Origin of the sequence: Mesorhizobium sp. WSM4313, assembly GCF_002294725.1 — a bacterium.
Classification (GTDB): domain Bacteria; phylum Pseudomonadota; class Alphaproteobacteria; order Rhizobiales; family Rhizobiaceae; genus Mesorhizobium.
Window position 1 is genome coordinate 48726 of the sequence record NZ_NSFT01000004.1, and the last position, 19828, is coordinate 68553.

General features: G+C 62.7%; 17 protein-coding genes and 1 tRNA gene. 7 read left to right on the forward strand and 11 right to left on the reverse strand.

The features are described from left to right. The first annotated feature begins 49 nt into the window (after positions 1-49). Positions 50-793, forward strand: a complete 744-nt coding sequence (locus tag CK219_RS10870; RefSeq protein ID WP_095766780.1) for a hypothetical protein — start codon at positions 50-52, stop codon at positions 791-793. A 25-nt stretch (positions 794-818) separates the two neighbouring features. Here the strand turns inward: CK219_RS10870 and CK219_RS10875 are convergent, their stop codons facing one another. After that, positions 819-1508, reverse strand: coding sequence for an HAD family phosphatase (locus CK219_RS10875; protein ID WP_095766781.1), 690 nt, complete (start codon positions 1506-1508; stop codon positions 819-821). Positions 1509-1681: 173 nt separating this feature from the next. Between CK219_RS10875 and CK219_RS10880 the strand changes: the two genes are divergently transcribed. Further along, complete coding sequence (locus CK219_RS10880) at positions 1682-2815, forward strand: site-specific DNA-methyltransferase (protein WP_095766782.1); 1134 nt, start codon at positions 1682-1684, stop codon at positions 2813-2815. A gap of 51 nt (positions 2816-2866) precedes the next feature. On the opposite strand, the gene CK219_RS10885 is transcribed toward CK219_RS10880, so the two are convergent. Both CK219_RS10885 and mutY read right to left on the reverse strand, forming a co-directional pair. Further along, positions 2867-3478 (reverse strand): HAD family phosphatase, encoded by a 612-nt coding sequence (locus CK219_RS10885; RefSeq protein WP_095766783.1) that lies wholly within the window; start codon positions 3476-3478, stop codon positions 2867-2869. Positions 3479-3488: 10 nt separating this feature from the next. Then, the gene (gene mutY, locus CK219_RS10890; protein ID WP_095766784.1) at positions 3489-4643 is read right to left on the reverse strand and encodes an A/G-specific adenine glycosylase; all 1155 of its coding nucleotides are present in this window, start codon (positions 4641-4643) and stop codon (positions 3489-3491) included. A gap of 32 nt (positions 4644-4675) precedes the next feature. On the opposite strand from mutY, the gene CK219_RS10895 reads away from it, so the two are divergent. From CK219_RS10895 to vsr, 4 genes are all read left to right on the forward strand, one after another. Continuing rightward, the gene (locus tag CK219_RS10895) at positions 4676-5185 is read left to right on the forward strand and encodes a DUF721 domain-containing protein (protein ID WP_095766785.1); all 510 of its coding nucleotides are present in this window, start codon (positions 4676-4678) and stop codon (positions 5183-5185) included. A 154-nt stretch (positions 5186-5339) separates the two neighbouring features. Further along, on the forward strand, positions 5340-6101 hold the full coding sequence (locus CK219_RS10900; protein WP_095766786.1) for a DsbA family protein: 762 nt from the start codon (positions 5340-5342) through the stop codon (positions 6099-6101). 63 nt (positions 6102-6164) lie between these two features. Next, positions 6165-9623: a chromosome segregation protein SMC gene (smc, locus tag CK219_RS10905; protein WP_095766787.1), complete on the forward strand. Its 3459-nt coding sequence runs from the start codon at positions 6165-6167 to the stop codon at positions 9621-9623. Between the two features lie 104 nt (positions 9624-9727). Then, on the forward strand, positions 9728-10135 hold the full coding sequence (vsr, locus tag CK219_RS10910; protein WP_095766788.1) for a DNA mismatch endonuclease Vsr: 408 nt from the start codon (positions 9728-9730) through the stop codon (positions 10133-10135). Here vsr and CK219_RS10915 read toward each other — a convergent pair. The 3 genes from CK219_RS10915 to CK219_RS10925 form a co-directional block, all read right to left on the reverse strand. Further along, positions 10132-11361, reverse strand: a complete 1230-nt coding sequence (locus CK219_RS10915) for a DNA cytosine methyltransferase (protein ID WP_095767158.1) — start codon at positions 11359-11361, stop codon at positions 10132-10134. The two genes, vsr and CK219_RS10915, sit on opposite strands and share 4 nt — an antisense overlap. Positions 11362-11368: 7 nt before the next feature. Continuing rightward, positions 11369-12580: a hypothetical protein gene (locus CK219_RS10920; RefSeq protein WP_095766789.1), complete on the reverse strand. Its 1212-nt coding sequence runs from the start codon at positions 12578-12580 to the stop codon at positions 11369-11371. Between the two features lie 181 nt (positions 12581-12761). Then, entirely contained in the window at positions 12762-14474 is a 1713-nt protein-coding gene (locus CK219_RS10925; RefSeq protein WP_095766790.1) for an HAD family hydrolase, read from the reverse strand. A 249-nt stretch (positions 14475-14723) separates the two neighbouring features. Here CK219_RS10925 and CK219_RS10930 point away from each other — a divergent pair, with 249 nt between their 5' ends. Next, on the forward strand, positions 14724-15233 hold the full coding sequence (locus CK219_RS10930; protein ID WP_095766791.1) for a DUF1772 domain-containing protein: 510 nt from the start codon (positions 14724-14726) through the stop codon (positions 15231-15233). 86 nt (positions 15234-15319) lie between these two features. Here CK219_RS10930 and CK219_RS10935 read toward each other — a convergent pair. From CK219_RS10935 to CK219_RS10955, 5 genes are all read right to left on the reverse strand, one after another. Continuing rightward, positions 15320-15394 (reverse strand) — tRNA-Gln (locus tag CK219_RS10935). A gap of 232 nt (positions 15395-15626) precedes the next feature. Next, positions 15627-16583, reverse strand: coding sequence for an NAD-dependent epimerase/dehydratase family protein (locus tag CK219_RS10940; RefSeq protein ID WP_095766792.1), 957 nt, complete (start codon positions 16581-16583; stop codon positions 15627-15629). 95 nt (positions 16584-16678) lie between these two features. Then, positions 16679-17662: a GDP-mannose 4,6-dehydratase gene (gene gmd / locus CK219_RS10945; RefSeq protein ID WP_095766793.1), complete on the reverse strand. Its 984-nt coding sequence runs from the start codon at positions 17660-17662 to the stop codon at positions 16679-16681. Positions 17663-17761: 99 nt separating this feature from the next. Continuing rightward, complete coding sequence (locus tag CK219_RS10950) at positions 17762-19186, reverse strand: phosphomannomutase (protein ID WP_095766794.1); 1425 nt, start codon at positions 19184-19186, stop codon at positions 17762-17764. A 200-nt stretch (positions 19187-19386) separates the two neighbouring features. Beyond that, the gene (locus CK219_RS10955) at positions 19387-19731 is read right to left on the reverse strand and encodes a VOC family protein (RefSeq protein WP_095766795.1); all 345 of its coding nucleotides are present in this window, start codon (positions 19729-19731) and stop codon (positions 19387-19389) included. Positions 19732-19828 lie beyond the last annotated feature (97 nt).

Below are 19828 nucleotides of genomic sequence, written 5' to 3' on the forward strand. Positions count from 1 at the left end.
CGCGCGGTTGCTATACGTCACCGGCTTTGTGAGAGGGAAGTGCAGTTTCATGGCTTTTTATTCGGTCAACCGTCGTTTTGTCGCGGGTCTGGCGCTCACCGGCTTTATGCTTGCCGCCGCCGGCTGCCAATCGAGCGACAATGGTATTCTTAACTTTGGTCTGACCAAGAAGGATCCTGTCGCGCCGCCGCCGCCGCAGGATCCCAAGATCCTTGCCAGCCAGCTGCGAGCCTATTGTCCGAAGGTGACGCTGCGCGACGGCACTGCCTATTTCAACACCTATGCCAAGGGCACGACGGCGAAGCCCAAGAAAAAGAAGGTTGACGCCGCGGCCGACGCTGAGGCCGAGGCAGCCGCCGCGGCCGCACAGACCGGACCCAACGGCCAGCCGATCGATCCCGCTCACGATCCGTCGAAGATTATCTACCAGGCGTCGATCACCGACGTGACGCGCGATTGCACCCATGCCAACGGCCAGATGTCGATGAAGATAGCCGTCGCCGGCAAGATCGTGCCGGGGCCGATGTTCGCGCCCGGCACCGTCACCATGCCGATCCGCATCGCAGTTCAGCATGGCGACGAGGTGCTTTATTCGCAGCTGCATCCGTATCAGGTGCAGGTTACCGACCCATCGGCCGCTACCCAATTCGTCTTCGTCGACAGCAATGTCGTGGTGCCGGAGCCGACCGCGCGCGACTACCAGGCCTATGCCGGCTATGACGAGAACACGCCGGTCGCCTCGGCGGACAAGGCGAAAGGCAAGAGGAAGAAGCGCGCTCCGGCGACCAACTGAGCAAGGGCCAGGATTCGAACGATCCTCAAGCGTCTTCCGACCACTCCGACAGCGCCGCGATCGTGCTGTTGAGCTCCGCCCAGCGCCGGATGACCGTTTCGGCGCCGGCCTCGGTCAGCGCATCGGCATGGCCCGGATAGCTGTGCCCGGCGCCGGTGAAGCCGATGACACGCATTCCGGCGGCCCTGGCGCCGGCGATGCCGTGCACGGAATCCTCGATCACGAAAGTGTTCTTCGGGTTGGCGCCGAGCTTTTCGGCGGCATAGAGAAACACGTCCGGCGCCGGCTTGGTCTTCTTGCCGCGAATATCGAGACCCGAAAAGATGCGGCCGGCGAAGAACGGCAGCAGCCGCACCTTCTCCAGCATGAATTCGACCCGCTCGGTGCGTGAATTGGAGCAGACCGCGCGTGGCGCGGTGACGGCAGCCACCGCCTCGCGAGCGCCGTCGATGATGCGCACGTCTGCGCGCAGCTTGCGGTCGACGAGTTCCTCCTCGCGGTCGATCAGCGAGGCCTGGAATGGGATCCGCGACTTCTCCTCGACCCGCAGCATGATGTCCTTGAAGGTCAGGCCGGCATAGGTCTCGGCAAGCTCCTCGGCCGAAATCTCGAATCCGGCCGATGTCAGAAGCTCGGCATCGACGCGCGCGGCGATGATTTCGGAATCGACGAGCACGCCGTCGCAATCGAAGATGACAAGGTCTGGCTGGGGCATGGCAATCCGGAAGTTGAGAAGGGGAGCACGGCATGGCTGGCCCAAGCGGTGCGGCATACACCAACGGGCCGCTCTTCGCAAACCGAGCAAGCGTCTGCAGCCTTCACCGAATGTTTACGCTGATCGGTAACCATAACGGTCAGTAAACCGTAACGCGTGCTTTGGGTGTTTTGATGTCTGCCATGCGTCTTCTCGACGAGCTTTCCCACGCTCCCCAGCGGTCTGAATGGCTGGATATCATCCTGAAAGGCGATTGCGTCGCCGCGCTTGACCGCCTGCCGGAAAAGTCGATCGACATCATCTTCGCCGACCCGCCCTATAATCTGCAGCTCGACGGCGACCTGCACCGGCCCGACCAGTCCAAGGTCGACGCCGTCGACGACGACTGGGATCAATTCGAGAGTTTCGAGGCTTATGACGCCTTTACCCGTGCCTGGCTGCTCGCGGCGCGGCGCGTGCTGAAGCCCAGCGGCACCATCTGGGTCATCGGCTCCTATCACAACATCTTCCGCGTCGGCGCCCGCATGCAGGATCTCGGCTTCTGGATCCTGAACGACATCGTCTGGCGCAAGACCAATCCGATGCCGAATTTCCGTGGCCGGCGCTTCCAGAACGCGCATGAGACGATGATCTGGGCCTCGCGAGACCAGAAGGCCAAGGGCTATACTTTCAACTACGAAGCGCTGAAGGCCTCGAACGACGACCTGCAGATGCGCTCCGACTGGCTGTTCCCGATCTGCACCGGCGGCGAGCGGCTCAAGGACGAGAACGGCAACAAGCTGCATCCGACGCAGAAGCCGGAGGCCTTGCTTGCCCGCATCATGATGGCCTCGACCAAGCCGGGCGACGTCGTGCTCGATCCCTTCTTCGGTTCCGGCACCACCGGCGCCGTCGCCAAGCGCCTGGGCCGCCACTTTGTCGGCATCGAGCGCGAGCAAGCCTATATCGATGCCGCCAATGAGCGCATCGCCGCGGTACGGCCCCTGGAAAGCGCCGATCTCACCGTGCTGTCCGGCAAGCGCGCCGAACCGCGCGTCGCCTTCATCAGCCTGCTCGACAATGGCCTGGTGGCCCCGGGCGCCACGCTCTACGACGCCAAGAAGCGCTGGGCGGCCAAAGTGCGCGCCGACGGCACGCTGGCCATCGGCGACAGCGCCGGCTCCATCCACAAGATCGGCGCCGAGGTGCAGGGGCTGGATGCCTGCAATGGCTGGACCTTCTGGCACTATGAGCGCAGCGGCGGCTTGACCCCGATCGACGAGCTGCGCCGCATCGCCCGCCTCGGCATGGAGCGGGCAGGGGGCTGATTCGCCTGAAGCTGAACCAAAACATCAACGGATCGCCGCAAGCGATTCAGATCAGGCAGCAATCCCCAGCCGCTCAAGGTCTGCTTTAAGCGTCTCGGCGTCGGTGAACAGCACCGCCTGCCAGCCGGCGGCCTTGGCGCCGTCGACATTCTTCTGGCTGTCGTCGATGAATAGCGAAGCCGCCGGATCGAGCCCGAACGAAGCGACGTGATGGTCGTAGATGGCGCGGTCCGGCTTGATCAGGCCGATGTCGCCGGAGACCGTGATGCCGCGCGGCTTTTCAAGGAACGGAAAACGGGCGCGAGCCTCGCGGAATGTGTCCGACGCCCAGTTGGTGAGCAGGGTCACGTCGCGGCCGTCATCGATCAGGCCCTCGAGCAGCGCGACGCTGTCGTCATAGGCATGCGGCACCATATCGTGCCAGTGGCGGCGGAAGTTGCGGATGTTCTCGGCATGGGCGGGATGCTCGGCGATCAGCAACGACTCGGCTTTTTCCCAGGTCCGGCCACGGTCCTGCTCGATGTTCCAGGCGCTTGTGCAGACATTGTCGAAGAACCACCGCCGCTCCTCGGCATCGGGGATCAGGCGGCTGAATGGAATGTCCGGATCGTAATGGATAAGCACCTTGCCGATGTCGAAGACGATATGGCGGATTTCGGTCATTGCGGTCCTTTCAATGCGGGTGCTGCTTTTTGGTCGCGCCCGGTATGGCCGTCTCGATTACCTTTTTCATGACGGTGGGCAGCGCTTCCCCCGAAATTTCATGGGCCAGCGACCAGAAATGCCCCGCCGGCGCATCGCGCTTGACGTGGGCATGGAAGATTTCGAGCTCGAGAGCGAAATGGGTGAAGACGTGGCCGATCTGCCCGGCACGCCGCCAATCGGCGGGAAAAGGCGCGGCATCCGCCGTCGTCGCGCCATCCACCCTGGCGGTCCAGGCGGTGGTCGGCACCTCCGTCATGCCGCCGAGCAGGCCCTTGTCGGGCCGCTTGCGCAAGAGGATGGCGCCGTCGTCGCGCTCGGCGACGAAGGCGGCACCCTTGCGCAGCGGCTTGTCGTCTTTCGGCAGGCGGACCGGAAAGCGTTCCGGATCGCCGCTGAGAATGGCGCTGCAATCCTCGCGCACCGGGCACAGCATGCAGCGCGGCCGCTTCGGCGTGCAGATCGTCGCGCCGAGATCCATCATCGCCTGGGCGAAATCGCCGGGCCGCGTTTGCGGGACCAGCTTTTCCACCAGGGCGCGGATTTGCGGTTTGGCTTCGCTAAGCGGCGTCTCGATCGAATAGAGCCGGGCCACGACCCGCTCGACATTGCCGTCAACGACTGCCGCCGGCCGGTCGAAGGCGATCGCCGCGATCGCCGCCGCTGTGTAGGCACCAATGCCGGGCAATTCGCGCAGGGCCGCCTCGGTGTCGGGAAAGCGGCCGCCTCGCAGCGCCACGAGGTCGGCGCAGGCCTTCAGGTTGCGCGCTCTTGAGTAATAGCCGAGCCCGGCCCAGGCCTTCATCACGTCCTCGGCGGGCGCCGCCGCCAGCGCCTCGACCGTCGGCCATTTCTCGACGAACTTGCGGAAATAGGCTTTTACCGCCTCGACCGTAGTCTGTTGCAGCATCACCTCGGACAACCAGATGCGATAGGGGTCGGGCCTTTCGCCGCGCGCAAACGCGCCGGACGTCACGCGCCAGGGCAAGTCGCGATGATGCGCATCATACCAGGCAAGCAGGCAGGCCCCGATATCCCGGGATCCAGCTTTGCTGGTATCTCCGGATCCCGCGTCGCTGGATGCGGCCTGCTGTGATGCCTTGCGGGTCTGGTTTAGTGGTGCCATTGATCGGATGAACTGGGGACTGGAGAACGCACATGGCAGGGAAAAGGCCCTTCGGCAATCCCGTTCCGGTCAGCGATCTCGCGACCGAGATCCTCGATCCGGTGCTGAAGAAGCGCGCCGGCATCTCGATCGGGCTGGTGCAGTCCTGGGAAGAAATCGCCGGGCCTCGGCTCGCCAGCCATTCGCGGCCGGAGAAGATCCAGTGGCCGCGCCGCCTGCACGAAGACGATCCGTTCGAGCCGGCGACGTTGATCATCGCCTGCGAGGGCATGGCGGCGCTGCATCTGCAGCACGAGGCCGGCGAGGTGATCAACCGCGTCAACGCCTTCCTGGGTTTCAACGCGGTCGGCCGCATCAAGATTCTGCAAAAACCGGTGCTTTCGCAAAAGGCGCGCCCAAAGCCGGCGCCGCGGGCTTTGAGCGAGGCCGAAAAATCGAAGCTTTCGCGCATGGTCGGCAAGATCGAGGACGACGGCCTGCGCGCTTCGCTGGAGCGGCTCGGCGCCACAATTATGGGTGAAAGGAAGCCCAAAGGATCGTAAGAAGCGTCATGAATGCGTTACCGATCTCGCGCATTCGTGATGCTTGTGATCAAGTTTCCCGATTGGATTGGGGATCGCGATGCCTTAATTCGCGCCAACTCTCGCCTTTTCTAGCCCTTGCATTGCAAAATCCAACCGATATCAGGTGATTCGCATGAACCGTGCCCCGTTTGGCAAAAGCCCGTTTGGCAATAGCTTGTCTCGCAGAAACCTTCTGACCACGCTGGCTGCTGTTCCTGCGGTGGCGCTGCTTGCAGCATGCAGCGACTCCGGCGAGGAGGCCAAGGCCGCCGATGTGAAGCCGGCCAACCTGTCGACGCCTGCCAAGCCGGCCGCGACGCCGGCGGCGGCCCAGGTGCCCGAGGCGCAAGGCACCGTCGACATGGCGGAACTGCTGAAGCCCGGCGCGCTGCCCGACAAGCAGCTCGGCAAGGACGACGCCAAGGTCACAATCGTCGAATACGCATCGATGACCTGCCCGCATTGCGCGCATTTCAACGACACCACCTTCCCTCAGTTGAAATCGAAATACATCGACACCGGCAAGGTCCGTTACATCCTGCGCGAATTCCCATTCGACCCGAGCGCGGAGGCCGGCTTCATGCTGGCGCGCTGCTCGAAGGATAATTACTTCGCCATGGTTGACGTGCTGTTCAAGCAGCAGCCGAGCTGGGTTGGCGTCAGCAATACCAAGGAAGCGCTGCTGCAGATCTCGAAGCTCGCCGGTTTTACACAGGAGTCCTTTGAGTCCTGCTTGACGGACCAGAAACTTCTGGACGATGTGAGAGCAGTCCAGAAACGCGGAGCGGACGAGTTCAAGGTCGACTCGACGCCGACCTTCTTCATCAATGGAAAGACCTACAAAGGGGCGATGTCGATTGAGGAAATGTCGGCCATCATCGACCCTCTGCTCTGATATCCAGGCCGCGCCGAAGCGGTCCGGCTTCGGCGCGCACCCCTGTAGTGTCGGGCGGCGCGAATGAAGTTCTCGCGCCTTCGCCTCCTTGGTTTCAAGTCCTTCGTCGAGCCCGGCGAGTTCGTCATCGAACGCGGGCTGACCGGCATTGTCGGGCCGAACGGCTGCGGCAAGTCGAACCTCGTCGAAGCGCTGCGCTGGGTGATGGGCGAAAGCTCCTACAAGAACATGCGCGCGTCCGGCATGGACGACGTGATCTTCTCGGGCTCGGGTGCGCGGCCTGCGCGCAACACCGCCGAAGTCACGCTTTTCCTCGACAACACCGACCGCACGGCACCCGCCGCCTTCAACGATGCCGATGAGCTGCAGGTGTCGCGCCGCATCGAGCGCGAGGCGGGCTCGCTCTACCGCATCAACGGCAAGGAAGCGCGCGCCAAGGACGTGCAGCTTCTGTTCGCCGACCAATCGACCGGCGCGCGCTCGCCCTCGATGGTCGGGCAGGGCCGCATCGGCGAGCTGATCCAGGCCAAGCCCCAGGCCCGTCGCGCGCTGCTCGAAGAGGCGGCAGGCATTTCCGGCCTGCACACGCGCCGTCATGAAGCCGAGCTCAGACTGAAGGGTGCCGAGCAGAATCTCGAGCGGCTGGACGACGTCGTCGGCGAGCTGGAAGGCCAGATCGAGAGCCTGAAGCGCCAGGCGCGCCAGGCCTCGCGCTTCAAGAACCTGTCGGCCGATATCCGCAAGGCCGAGGCAACGCTCTTGCATCTGCGCTGGACGCTGGCCAAGGCGCAGGAAGGCGAGGCGCGTTCAGCGCTTGCCGTCGCCACCACGCTGGTCGGCGACCGCGCCGCCGCCCAGATGGCGGCGGCCAGGGAGCAGGGCATCGCCGCGCACCGGCTGCCCGATCTGCGCGACGCCGAAGCCGCCGCCGCCGCCGCCTTCCAGCGCCTGTCGATCGCCAAGACCCAGATCGAGGAAGAGGCCGGCCGCATCCGTGCGCGCCAGACCGAGCTCGAACGCCGGCTGCAGCAGCTCGACGCCGACATCGCCCGCGAGGAGCGGATGGTGCGCGACAATGCCGACATCCTCGAGCGCCTGCGCACCGAGGAAGCCGAGCTCAACTCGGAAAATGCAGGTGCTGCCGAGCGCGAGGCGACCACGCGCGCCGCCTTCGAGCAGGCCGGCGCGACGCTCTCGCAAAGCGAGGCAAAACTTGCCGCGCTGACCGCCGAGCGCGCCGAGGCGGCTGCCTCGCGCCACCAGATCGAGCGTAGCTTGCGCGAGACCGCCGAGCGCCGCGACCGCTTCGCGCGCCAGCTTGCCGAGGTGGATCGCGAGCTTTCCGATATCGTCGCGCGGATTTCCGGCCTGCCCGATCCGGCCGAGAAGCGCCTGCTGGTCGAGGACGCGCTGGCTCGGCTGGAAGAGAGCGAGGCCGGCGCCATTGCCGCCGAGCAAGCCGTCGCCGAGGCTCGCGCCGCCGAAAGCGCGGCTCGCCCGCCGCTGCAGGACGCCAGGGCAGAACTGGCGCGCATCGAGACCGAAGCGCGCACGCTGGCCAAGATCCTCAATGCCGCCAGCGGCGATCTCTTTCCGTCCGTGCTGGAGCAGATCAATGTCGAGCGCGGCTATGAAACCGCGCTTGGCGCAGCCCTCGGCGAGGATCTCGACGTCCCGCTCGACCGCAGCGCCCCGGTGCATTGGGGCGAAAGCGCGGTGCAGCCCGGCGATGCGGCGCTGCCTGAAGGCGTGAAGAGCCTTGCCAGCGTCGTGCGCGCGCCGGCGCAGCTTGCGCGCCGTCTGGCGCAGGTCGGCATCGTCGACGGCGCCGACGGCCGTCGTATTCAGGCGCAGCTTTCGCCCGGCCAGCGGCTGGTCAGCCGCGACGGCGCGCTCTGGCGCTGGGACGGCTTGACCGCGAGCGCCGATGCCCCGACCGCCGCCGCGCAGCGGCTGGCGCAGAAGAACCGCCTGGCCGAGCTCGACGCCGAAGCCGTGCAGGCGACGCGCGTCGTGCGCGAGGCCGAGGAAGCGCTGGCTCGCGCCGAGCAGGCGATGCGCCTGGCAAGTGAGGCCGAGCGCAATGCGCGCCAGGCCGGCCGCGATGCCCAGCATGCGCTGGATGCCGCGCGTAACGCGCTGGCCGAGGCCGAGAAGGCTGGCGGCGAGCTGTTGAGCCGGCGCGCCGCGCTAGAAGAGGCACGCGCTCGCATCGTTGATAGCCATGAGGAGACGCAGGCCGCCTTCCTCGAAGCCGAGGAGATGCTGAAGGACGCGCCCGATCTCGGCGACCTGCAGCTTCAGCTCGAACAGGCTTCCGCCAACGTCTCGCGCGACCGCGCCACGCTTGCCGATGCGCGCGCAGTGCATGAAGGGCTGCGGCGCGAGGCCGAGGCGCGTATTCGCCGGCTGGATGCCATCGGTGCCGAGCGCAGGAACTGGCTGGAGCGCGCCGAAAATGCCTCGACACAGATCGCCGCCCTCGGCGAGCGCAAGGCAGAAGCCGAAGCCGAGCGCGAGCGGCTGGCCGATGCGCCCGACGAGATCGACGCCAAGCGCCGCGCCCTGCTGACGCAGCTTTCCGAGGCCGAGGCGCTGCGCAAGGCTGCCGGCGACCGCCTGCAGGAGGCGGAAAACAAGCAGGCGGAGCTCGACAAGGCGGCCACCGCTGCCATTCAGTCGCTCGCCGAATCGCGTGAAACCCGCGTTCGCGCCGAGGAGCGGCTGACCGCGGCGGATGAACGCCGCGCCGAGGTCGAGGCGCGCATCCAGGAGGCGCTGAACACGCCGCCACATCTGGTCATCAAGCATACCGGCCTCGAAGGCGACGATCCGATGCCCGACATGGCCGAGATCGAACGCCAGCTCGACCGGCTGAAGATCGAGCGCGAGCGGCTCGGCGCCGTGAACCTGCGCGCCGAGGAGGAGCAGAAGGAACTGTCCGACAGGCTGGAAACCATCGTTTCCGAGCGCGAGGACATCATCGAGGCGATCCGCAAGCTGCGCCAGGCGATCCAGAGCCTCAACCGCGAGGGCCGCGAGCGGCTGCTGTCGGCCTTCGAGGTGGTCAACGGCCATTTCCAGCGGCTCTTCTCGCATCTCTTCGGCGGCGGCACGGCCGAGCTGCAGTTGATCGAGTCGGAGGATCCGCTGGAGGCGGGACTGGAAATCCTCGCCCGCCCGCCCGGCAAGAAGCCGCAGACCATGACGCTGCTTTCCGGCGGCGAGCAGGCGCTGACTGCGATGTCGCTGATCTTCGCGGTGTTCCTCACCAACCCCGCGCCGATCTGCGTGCTCGACGAGGTCGACGCGCCGCTCGACGACCACAATGTCGAGCGCTTCTGCAATTTGATGGACGAGATGTCGAAGACCACCGAGACGCGCTTCGTCATCATCACCCACAATCCCATCACCATGGCGCGCATGGACCGGCTGTTCGGCGTTACCATGGCCGAGCAGGGCGTCAGCCAGCTGGTCTCGGTCGATCTGCAGGCTGCCGAAGCGATGCGCGAGGCGAGCTGAACCAGATCAGTATTGGGTTTGACCCCACTAAACTGCACGTCGCAAAATCGTGCAGACATAGCTCCTTAGGTAGCCACTTTCACCCGCATCGAGTATTTTGCGTCATGGGAGATCGTCTTTCGCCTGAAGCGCGCAGCGCCCACATGCGCTTGATAACGAAGAAGAACACAAGACCGGAAATCCGGGTTCGAAAGCTTCTACACGCACTCGGCTATCGCTTCCGTCTGCACCGCCACGATTTGCCGGGTTCGCCCGACATTGTTCTTCCGAGGCGTAGGACAGCCATCTTCGTTCACGGCTGCTTTTGGCATCAGCATGCGGGATGCCGCCTTGCGCGTAAGCCAAAATCACGCCTCGAATATTGGCTTCCTAAGCTGGAACGTAACGCAATGCGAGATCAAGAAATTGACATGCGCCTTCGCGAACTGGGCTGGCGCTCCGCGACGATATGGGAATGCGAGACAAGGCACGAGGAATCCCTGCGAGGAAGGTTGCTTGAACTCCTGTCCTAAGCAGCTTCGCGCTCTCTGTAGACGGCGCCTCGCCCGAGACCGGTACCGGGATGTGCTGAATCACTATGGGCTAAATGGAGAAATTTTTTCGCCACTGGCAGCCTTCTTTCAGGGGGCGGAAAAGCCTCCTGTGCAGAAGGCGCCAACGTTGACATTCCGAGGGTTCCATTGATGCCAAAGAACTGCGCAGCCACCTCTCGAGCCAAACTTTCAGCGAGCGCGGATGGCACGGCATTGCCGACCATCTTTTGAATTTCCGCATAGTTGCAATTGAAGCGAAGCCCATCCGGGAATGTCTGGAGTCGGCAAAGCTCCTCCTTTGAGAGACGCCTATTTTCCCAATGGAAAGGTCCGGTAGCTGGACCTGGTTGCGCTTGAATGGTCCATGATGGTTTGTCCTTTGCAAGTTTCAAGAGGAAGTTCCAATAGCGTCGGCGCCATCCAAAAAGCGCGGTACCACCGCCACGGTCGGTGTGCCAAAGATAATTCTGCCCTTCAGGGATTGAAGGCAGTAAATCGGCCCATTTGCCTTTGACTCTCAGCGCTGACTTATCCTTGATGGAATCGAGATCAGCAAACGCATCCCAAGCGGTGCGGTGTCGGTCCTTTCCGGCGAGAGCTTCGACGCTGCCCGATCGGAAGTGCGTTGGCGATGGAAATCGGAAGCTCCGCCCTTCCCTTGAACCGACAATAAAGACGCGTTCCCTGAGCTGTGGCACGCCATAGTCCACCGCATTTAGGGCTCGACACTCCAGCGCGTAGCGGGTTCCGAGATCGCGATTGATCTCTTCGATCCCAGCTTGCAGAGTCTCGATCCCTTCGCTCTTACCCCGATACGCTAGGCCGGGAACATTCTCTAGAAGGAATGTTTTGGGGCATGTTTCGCGAAGTACCCGAAGGTACTCGACCAGAGTGTTAGCGCGGGGATCGGAGAGCCGTCGAGAATCGCCCCGAGCCCAATAGCCAGACTTGCTGAACGGCTGGCAAGGAGGTCCCCCGATCAGAATATCTGCCTCACCGGGCTTAAGACCGGCAGTCGCTAAGATGGTCTCGGACGAAATCGCGGCGATAGGGCCTTCAAGGACAGGCCAGTTCCGATTCAATCTTAGAGTTGCACAAGCCGTCTCGTCAAAATCGAGCGCGACCCGTGTCTCAAATCCTGCCGCCTCAAATCCGAAATCGAGACCACCAATGCCAGTGAACAAGGAAATAGCTTTGAGCTTCATGTTCACCTCACGCAGTTCTCGCATAGTGCAATTCGAAAACTTTCTCGGCGCTGGCTGAGAAGATCGGCTCTGCTACCCCGATCATGTTTGCTATTCGACCGACACAGGTTTTGTGCGCCTCCAGATCTGTCGTGAGCGCGAAACGGAATTCCCAATTCTCCGTCACCGCGTGAAGGCATGCTGCCAGGACCGGAAAGTCCTCAGGCCGATAGTAACGAGAGCATGGATCACCTTTCGAGGCGCGGGTCTTCTGAAAGTCGACCTTCGGCTGACCATCTGAATAGGTCGAGCGAAGTGTGTTCTTACATTCGATCAAGATCGGCGCGCCACCCTTCCATCTGAGTGAAATGTCCGGCTGGCCGTCAGCTTCAAGGCGAATACATTCGGAAACACCCTTGAGCTTACCGAGGGTAGCTGCAAGGTGCTCCTCAGCGACCCATCCGCGGACCGCCATTTTCAGACGGCTAGCGCCCTCAATAAGGTCAAAGAGGGCGTCTGACGCGATCCCAAATTCTTCGAGGATGGGGTGTGAAACAGCCTTAGCCGGTCTAAGTGCCTTGAGCTTGTCCGCTATTAGGTGGCGCTCGCCTGGGTCTAGCCGATAAGCAATCCGCTCCAAAGCAACCAAGTCAAGCAGCCGATCTTGCTTGCCTCCAACCAGAACCTCAGTTCCGTAATCCTCAAGTTCGGCTGTGGGGCGATCCTTTGACTTTCCAGGTCGCCTATCGCGCTCCCAAACAGCCCAGCCCTGCAGCCGAATTAACTCCACATGCTCATGCTTGAACTCGATCGAGCGCGACATCGGCGCTGGGGTGTTCATCACCGGATCGGCGGCTACAAAAAGCTCTTCCTTCAGGTCAATGCCGACGAACAATGTTGTGACAAGTCTGCTGGAATCGATCGCAACTTCAAGCACGCCTTTGAGATTTCCGCCGTACTTGACCTGAAATCGATGCTCGTCGGCAGGCCGATTTGTAATAAGTTTCGCATTTGCAAAAAAAACATATACGAGGATGCCATGTCGCTCGCCGGCTGGCGTGTCGAAAACGATGTAGAAGGGGGCTCGGCTCGCGTCGCTCGCATGCACGATAGAGCAGTCTCTCATCTCTAATGCTCTTAGCACGAATGCGCGTAAGGGCTCTTTATCAGAGCGCCTTACCGAATAGCTTTTCCACTCCAGTGCGGAGAGGACGTCCTTGTGGGCATCGAGCAAGCTCATGCCAAAGCACTAGCGCCTTACCGATGATTCGAGTATCTGCGCCATCAACATCCCCCACCTTTGTGATTGCTAAGAAAGCTAGCTGAATTCTATGAACAAAACAAGAACAAATTGCGCGCTGGCGTGAGAGCAACGATGGCATTCGTCAGGAATTCCTCGTCGAGAGCAAGAGCGACCTGCTCTACGTCTCCGCAGCCGTAGCAGGCGCCGTGTAGCGCCTCCGCACGGCGTCGATCACCAGCTTGCGGCTCTCGTCGGCCGATAATGCCTTGTTCTTCTCCGCCTCAGCCGTTTCTCGGGCGAGGTCCTTGTCCCTGATCTGTTGGCGGAACCATTTGGAATAGTCGCCGGCGCGCAGATGGTATTCCCATGTCTTGTCGTCGATGCCTTCCGCCATCTGCGCGAAGATGATGAGATTGTGGGCCCTGAGGTTCATCGCCTTCCTCGGACCGGTGAAGTAGAAGCTGCCTGCCTCGTCGAGCTCGCCCTCGGCATATTTGCGGCTGTGGCGCTTCAGCGACTGATCGGGCTCGATTGCCTTTACCGTGAACGGCTTCTTGCCGTCGTGCGGCCGCCAGAACAGCACCCGGTTGCCCTTGGGCAACGGAATGCTTTTTGGAGCCTGGAGCCCCGTCTCCTTGCAGAAGGTCTTGATCACGCCCTTCGCCTTGGGCCCAAGCGCAATCACCGCCGTCACCAGGCCGAGAGCATCGGTCGAGATCGCTTCCGGATGGACAGTGATCAGCACCGTGCCGGGCAGCTCGATCGAAAGCACGGATCGCGTATCCCCGCGTCGCTTGGGCATCAAATGATGCGCCTCGTCGATGATCAGCCAGTGCGGCCTTGCCGTGCGATAGCGGACATTGCCGAGGCCCGGCAGCAATTCAGCGAAGAAATCGGGCCTCTCATCGACCTTCAGCGCCAGGCCGTTGACCACGATATTGGTCTGCGGTTTCTCGATCAATTCCAGCAACTGTTCCTTGTTCGGCGCGGTCGAGCCGTTGCCGAGCGGCACCGCGCCTTTCAGTCCGTCATAGTCGCCCTCGGGGTCGAAAATGCAGAATTGCAGACCCTTTTCGACCAGCCGCTCGGTGAGCGCCGTGGCCAAGGTCGATTTGCCTATGCCCGAGCTGCCGGCGATCAGCACCGTTTCCATCGGCGACAAGTAGATGTCCTTGCCGCGTGAGGTCCCGAGCAGCACGCCGCGCAAGCGTTTTTTAGCCAGCAGATGATCGTGCTTGACCAGCCTGCGGATCAGCTCCTCGACGCCCTTGCCGCGCGTTTCCTTGGTGACGAGGTCGGCGGTTTCCTTGACGGCGGGCAGCGCATTGGCCACCGCGACGCTGCAGCCCGAAGCCCTGAGGAAGGCGTGGTCGTTTTCGGCGTCGCCGACGGCCACGACATTGTGCGGCGACAGCTTCAGGTCGTCGAGCGCTGCCGCCAACCCGGTCGCCTTGTTGATGCCGGAAGGCAGGATCATAACCGCGCCCTTGTTGAAGATGATCTCCAGCTCCAGCCCAAGCTGCTTGATGACGTCGAGCACGGTGGCTTGGTGCGGCTCCCAGGTGGCGACGATCGAGCGGCCGACGGACAGCGGCTTCACGCCGCGCTTTTTGAGCCTGTCGACAAGATCCGCGGAAGGCGAGGGGGCGATCGTGCGCTCTTCCTCGCTGGCCGGCGTGTAGACCAGCGCGCCGTTTTCGGCGACCACCTTGTCGAACAGGGAAAGTTCGGGAAACACCTCCTTGAGATCGGGCAGTTCCCGCCCTGTGACCAGGATCAGCTTGCGCCCGGACTTCTTCAGCTTCTCCAGTGTCAAGATCGTGCTGGCCGCGACAAGGCCATCATGCGCCAGCGTGCCATCATAATCGGTGGCCAGTGCCATGAAATACATCGGTTGAAACCTCTCCGAACGGTGTTTGTCGGTCCGTCTGGAACGAACAACGCCTGTCGGCGGAAAAGGTTTAGGCCGATGGTTGGCGTCGAAACGATCGCGGTGTTTCGCCCAGCTCACGGCCCATACAGCGCGCCGCCCAGCCGAATTGGAGCGTACGCCGATGGGAACCCGGTAGGCAGGATCACGTTCGGTCTTGACGAGGTTGCTCCCGCACAAGCGCTCGAGCTGGAGTGAGAGGCCGATCCGATGTATGTCTTTCTGGAGGTCCTGACCGTCGTCCTTGTGGCCGGTGCGATGGCCATGGCACTCGCCCACGCGCTGGAGCTGCCGGGCAAGTTGCGACTCGGCAGGCAAGAGTATTTCGTTGTCCAACGCATCTACTACCCGGGTTTCACGATTGGAGGCGGCATCGCGGAGATCGGTGGGATCCTCGCGACTTTTGCGCTGATGCTGACGTCGAGCGGTGCGCTCCATGTCTGGCTGATCGCCGGCGCCTTGATCGCGCTCCTCGCCATGCAGTTTGTCTTCTGGTTCACAACCCAGCCGGTCAACAAGCACTGGCTGCAAGACGTGGAATTGAACGCGCCGGCCAAGCGCTTCTTCGCGACTGAAGGCAGCGACGAAGCTCCGCTCCCACCAGCGCAGGAGTGGACGGCGCTGCGCAACCGCTGGGAACTATCGCACGTTATCCGCGCGACACTGGCGATGCTGAGCCTGATCTTGCTCACCACCGCAATCGCCATTCAAGGCGCCTGATGTCCGACCGGCTTTCCGGTCAAACCACGCGATGCTTCAAACGCCTTGGCCGATCGTCCGTTCGAGCTTGGCGTTGATGTGGAGGTTGGCTGGGGCGCCAGGATTCGAACCTGGGAATGTCGGTACCAAAAACCGATGCCTTACCACTTGGCGACGCCCCAGCAGGCGGGCATGCCGCGCTGCGCGCGGCCTTATAGGACGAGGCGACGCAAAGCTCAATGCCGGGAGATCAACTAAAATCGGCAGTGACGCGGGGCCGCCATTTCCGGCCAGTTCGTCGCCGATCGCCCGGCGGTGGATCGTAAGCCGCACACGCCGCGCGCCAGCTTCGGGCGGTGCGGGCGCGGGAGCGGCTCAGCTCCGCGTTTAGGGAAGCAGGCGATGCATCCTTGCCTAGGCCTGGGCCACGCGCGCGCGGCAATCCTCCAGCACGGCCGCAAGCGTATCCTCGAAAGAATGCTCGGGCGCCCAGCCGAGCAGGGTCCGGGCACGGGTGGCATCGCCGACGATGCATGGCAGATCGCTTGGCCGCAGCCGCAGCGGATCCTGCTCCGTGACGATCTTGACGCTGCTGCGGGCCAGCAGCCGATCGAGGATGTCTCCCATCCGCCAGGAGAGGCCGGACGCGAGGTTGAAAATGGCGTTCGGCGCAAGATCGCGGCTCTTCAGAACCGCGCGCGCATAGGCGTTGGCGATGTCGCGCGCATCCAGGAAATCGCGCCTCGCATCGAGGTTGCCGACGCGGATCACCGGCGGAGCCAGGCCCACTTCGATCCGGGCGATCTGCATGGCGAAGGCCGGCACGGCAAATGCCTCGGTCTGGCCCGGGCCCGTATGGTTGAAGGGGCGCATTCGAACACACTTCAATCCCTGGCGCGAAAGCGCGCCGAGCGCGAGGTCGGCCGCGGCCTTGGTCACGGCGTAGTCGTCGATCGGAGCAAGCAGCGTGCCTTCGTCGAGCGGGCGTCCGGTCTTGGCGCTTTCGCCATAGACCAGGCCCGATCCGACATGAACCAGCCAGCAGTCCGGTGCCTTGTCGAGGATGGCATGAGCCACGTTGAGCGCGCCGTCCACATGAATGCGCCATGTGTTGCGGGGATCGGCCTGGGCGGCACCCAAGGCCGCGACCGCCGCCATGTGAATGACATGGGTGGGCTGGTGACGGGCAATGGAATCATGGACGGCGGCCGGATCGGTCACGTCCAGTTCTTCGACCTGGCCGAAAGCAGGATGCGGACCACCATCCTTGGAGGTCGCGGCAATGGCAATTTCGCGGCCGCAAATCCTGCGCAGCGCGTCGCCCACATAGGGCCCGACGAAACCGTTGGCGCCGGTTATCAAAACGCGCATGCCGGCCTCACGGACCACGACGAATTGTCCGCATGCGGATGCGTGGCGGAAGACTGTGCGTCAAGTCATCAACCCGTGGATGCAAGAGCTTCCTTTCAATTCCTGGCAGCCGAGTGGCGCGCCAGATCGGCGTCCACCATTTCGCGGATCATATCCTCCAGGGAGATCGTCGCTTCCCATCCGAGCTTCGCCTTTGCCTTGGCCGGATTGCCGCGAAGGATTTCGACTTCCGCCGGCCTGAACAGGTCGGGATCGATGACAAGATGGTCATCCATCTCCAGCCCGACATGCTCGAACGCGATCCTGCACATATCGCGCACCGTCGTCGTCCTGCCGGTGGCGACCACATAGTCGTCTGGCTGATCCTGCTGCAGCATCAGCCACATGGCGCGGACATAGTCCCTGGAGTGGCCCCAGTCGCGTTTGGCGTCGATGTTGCCCAGGCGCAGTTCCCTTGCCAGGCCCTTCTTGATGCGCGCGACGGCGTCCGTGACTTTGCGTGTCACGAATTCGATGCCGCGAAGCGGCGATTCGTGATTGAACAGGATGCCGCTCGAAGCGTGCAGGCCGAAGCTCTCGCGATAATTGACGGTGATCCAGTGACCATAGACCTTCGCCACCGCATAGGGAGAGCGGGGATGGAAAGGCGTGGTCTCCGACTGCACCGGCTCCTGGATAAGGCCGTACATCTCCGACGACGACGCCTGGTAGAAACGCGCCTCGGGGTTCTCGAGACGCAGCGCCTCGAGAACATTGGTGACGCCGATACCGGTGACGTTGCCTGTCAGGATCGGCTGCTGCCACGAGGATCTGACGAAAGACTGTGCGGCCAGGTTGTAGATCTCGTCCGGCCTTACGTCGCGCATGGTTCGGCTAAGACCCGACAGGTCCGTCAGGTTGCCGTCCACGATCCGCACATCGTTTTCGATCCCCAGCCATTTCAGGCGCATGGTGTTGACGTCGGCTGTGCTCGACCGCCGCGCCAGCCCGTGGACTCGGTAACCCTTCGAAAGCAGGAGCTGGGCCAGATAGGCGCCATCCTGCCCCGTAATGCCGGTTATCAACGCCGTTCTTGTCATCGATGCTCTCAGGGTTCGGGCGAGAGGTGGGGCACGTGTCCCCGTTATTGTAGAGCGGGCCGCGCCCCAAGCCTGCGGCGATCGTCGGCTCCATCTTCGTTATACGGCTTCTGATTCATCTGCCAGTGTGGTGTCGCGCGCTCGTTCGAGCACCATTGCCACAATCTCGCTCGCCCTGTCATGGCTGGCGGCCTCGGCATAGCACCGAAATTCGGGAGCGTTGCCGGAAGGCCGCAGATGGATGATCTCGCCACTGGTCATCCGTGCCCTGAGACCGTCGGTCTCATCGACGTCCAAGACGCTGCCGAAGGGGGCAAGGAAGCGTTGCAAAGCATCGCGGTCGGCGAGCTTTCGCATCAAGCCGCGCGATTTCTCGACAGGGAAGTTCTCAAGCCGTTCGCTGGCGCAGACCGGAAGGCTCCAGGTTTCGCGCAGGCCGGAAAGCGATTTTCCGGACGATGCCATCGTGCCCAGCACCGCCAGGATCGGCAAAAATGAATCCCGTGTCGGCAGCGCCGACAAGACCTTGCCGTTCACCACGCAGTCCGACCCCAGAAGAACCCCGCCATTGGCTTCGAAGCCGACGATAATGCCGCCTGCCTGCCGCGCGGCGTCCATTTCCTCTATGACGAAAGGGGATCCGACCTTCGTTCTCCTGACGCCGAATCCGACAGCCTCGGAGATGCCTGAATTGGAGGTGATCGGCGTCACTACAATGTCGGCCTTGAGGAACAGCGCCGTGGCCAGCCCGATCAGGTCGCCGCGGAACAGCTCGCCACTGTCGTCGATGACAAGCGGACGATCGGCATCGGCGTCGGCCGAGAGCACTGCGTCGAATTCGAATTCGCGCACCCAGCCTTTCACCCTCGCCATCGTTTCCTGGTCGACGGCCTCCGTGTCGACGGGCACGAAGGTTTCCGTTTTCCCGACGGGGATCACCTCGGCGCCGTAGGACCGCAGGACCTCGACCAGCAGCTCCGCCGCAACCGTGCTGTGCTGATAGACGCCGAGCCTCATTCCGGAAAGGGCGCCAGGAGGCAGAATGCCATCGACACGATCTCGAAAGGCCGCGAGCGCCTGTTCATGGCCGGCTTGCCGGTTCGCATGGGCCGGAGGCCAGGGATATCGATCCGACAGTTCCGCGACGTGACGGGTGATGGCGGCCTCGTCCGCCTTGTCGATCTCGCCCCTCGGCCCATAGAACTTGATGCCGTTGCGGTCGGCGGGAATATGCGACCCGGTCACCATAAGCGCCGCGGCGCCGTCCAGGCGGGCATAAAAGGCGAGCGCGGGCGTGGGGATGGGACCGCAATCGACCGGCTGGAAGCCGGCCGCGGCCAATGCCGCCATGCAGTCTTCGGCAATCGTTGGACTGCTGTCGCGCAAATCGCGCCCGACGAAGACCTTGCCTTGCTGAAATCCGGTCGACCGCAAGCGCCGGGCGAAACCCTCGGTATAAAGTCCGCTTGGCCTTCCAACCAATTCGGAAGCCAAACCCCGAACCCCGCTTGAGCCGAATTTCATCAGTCTGCTTTGCTGTTGGAAGATTGCCGCCGCTCAATGGAATGAGCCCGGCTGCCCTCCGGCTGTCAACAGCAAAAACAACTCGAAATCCGCGTCTTTCCTGGAGCAATTCAGGAAAAGTGTGAACGGTTTTCCGTCCGGAATTGCGTAAAATCAAAGAGTTAGAGCGGTTTACCGCTTCAGTAAAACGGTGAAGCGCTCTAATGTCCCCAAACGGCCAGTTCGTTGCCGGCCGGATCGGTGAAATGGAATCGCCTGCCGCCGGGAAAGGCGAAAATCGGCTTGACGATGGTGCCGCCGGCGCTCTCCACCGCATCCAGCGTTTCCTCGAGGCTCTCGGAATAAAGCACCGGAAGCGGCTTGGCCGGCGCCTCGCCGGCATCCGCCTGGAAGCCGCCGTCGAGGCCTTCGGCAAAGGCGGAATAGGTCGGGCCGTAGTCGGTGAACGACCATGAAAAGGCGGCGCTGTAGAAAGATTTGACGCTGTCCAGCGTGCCGCCCGTCGCAGGCAGTTCAAGATAGTCGAGTTTTCCATTGAGTTTCATCACGCTACTCCACTGCGTTCCTGTTATGTTCTATATCGGTCGTTTCCCTCCAGCAAGTCTTTTTGACGCAGCTTTTGCTTAATCGATTGTAGCCGCA

What these genes read in the sequence shown, in the direction of transcription:
- mutY (WP_095766784.1), bottom strand. Translation starts at nt 4,643, where the DNA reads ATGGCACCACTAAACCAGACCCGCAAGGCATCACAGCAGGCCGCATCC.
- vsr (WP_095766788.1), top strand. Translation starts at nt 9,728, where the DNA reads ATGGGAGATCGTCTTTCGCCTGAAGCGCGCAGCGCCCACATGCGCTTG.
- CK219_RS10955 (WP_095766795.1), bottom strand. Translation starts at nt 19,731, where the DNA reads ATGAAACTCAATGGAAAACTCGACTATCTTGAACTGCCTGCGACGGGC.
- CK219_RS10885 (WP_095766783.1), bottom strand. Translation starts at nt 3,478, where the DNA reads ATGACCGAAATCCGCCATATCGTCTTCGACATCGGCAAGGTGCTTATC.
- gmd (WP_095766793.1), bottom strand. Translation starts at nt 17,662, where the DNA reads ATGACAAGAACGGCGTTGATAACCGGCATTACGGGGCAGGATGGCGCC.
- CK219_RS10930 (WP_095766791.1), top strand. Translation starts at nt 14,724, where the DNA reads ATGTATGTCTTTCTGGAGGTCCTGACCGTCGTCCTTGTGGCCGGTGCG.
- CK219_RS10920 (WP_095766789.1), bottom strand. Translation starts at nt 12,580, where the DNA reads ATGAGCTTGCTCGATGCCCACAAGGACGTCCTCTCCGCACTGGAGTGG.
- CK219_RS10940 (WP_095766792.1), bottom strand. Translation starts at nt 16,583, where the DNA reads ATGCGCGTTTTGATAACCGGCGCCAACGGTTTCGTCGGGCCCTATGTG.
- CK219_RS10925 (WP_095766790.1), bottom strand. Translation starts at nt 14,474, where the DNA reads ATGTATTTCATGGCACTGGCCACCGATTATGATGGCACGCTGGCGCAT.
- CK219_RS10900 (WP_095766786.1), top strand. Translation starts at nt 5,340, where the DNA reads ATGAACCGTGCCCCGTTTGGCAAAAGCCCGTTTGGCAATAGCTTGTCT.
- CK219_RS10895 (WP_095766785.1), top strand. Translation starts at nt 4,676, where the DNA reads ATGGCAGGGAAAAGGCCCTTCGGCAATCCCGTTCCGGTCAGCGATCTC.
- CK219_RS10880 (WP_095766782.1), top strand. Translation starts at nt 1,682, where the DNA reads ATGTCTGCCATGCGTCTTCTCGACGAGCTTTCCCACGCTCCCCAGCGG.
- CK219_RS10870 (WP_095766780.1), top strand. Translation starts at nt 50, where the DNA reads ATGGCTTTTTATTCGGTCAACCGTCGTTTTGTCGCGGGTCTGGCGCTC.
- smc (WP_095766787.1), top strand. Translation starts at nt 6,165, where the DNA reads ATGAAGTTCTCGCGCCTTCGCCTCCTTGGTTTCAAGTCCTTCGTCGAG.
- CK219_RS10875 (WP_095766781.1), bottom strand. Translation starts at nt 1,508, where the DNA reads ATGCCCCAGCCAGACCTTGTCATCTTCGATTGCGACGGCGTGCTCGTC.
- CK219_RS10915 (WP_095767158.1), bottom strand. Translation starts at nt 11,361, where the DNA reads ATGAAGCTCAAAGCTATTTCCTTGTTCACTGGCATTGGTGGTCTCGAT.
- CK219_RS10950 (WP_095766794.1), bottom strand. Translation starts at nt 19,186, where the DNA reads ATGAAATTCGGCTCAAGCGGGGTTCGGGGTTTGGCTTCCGAATTGGTT.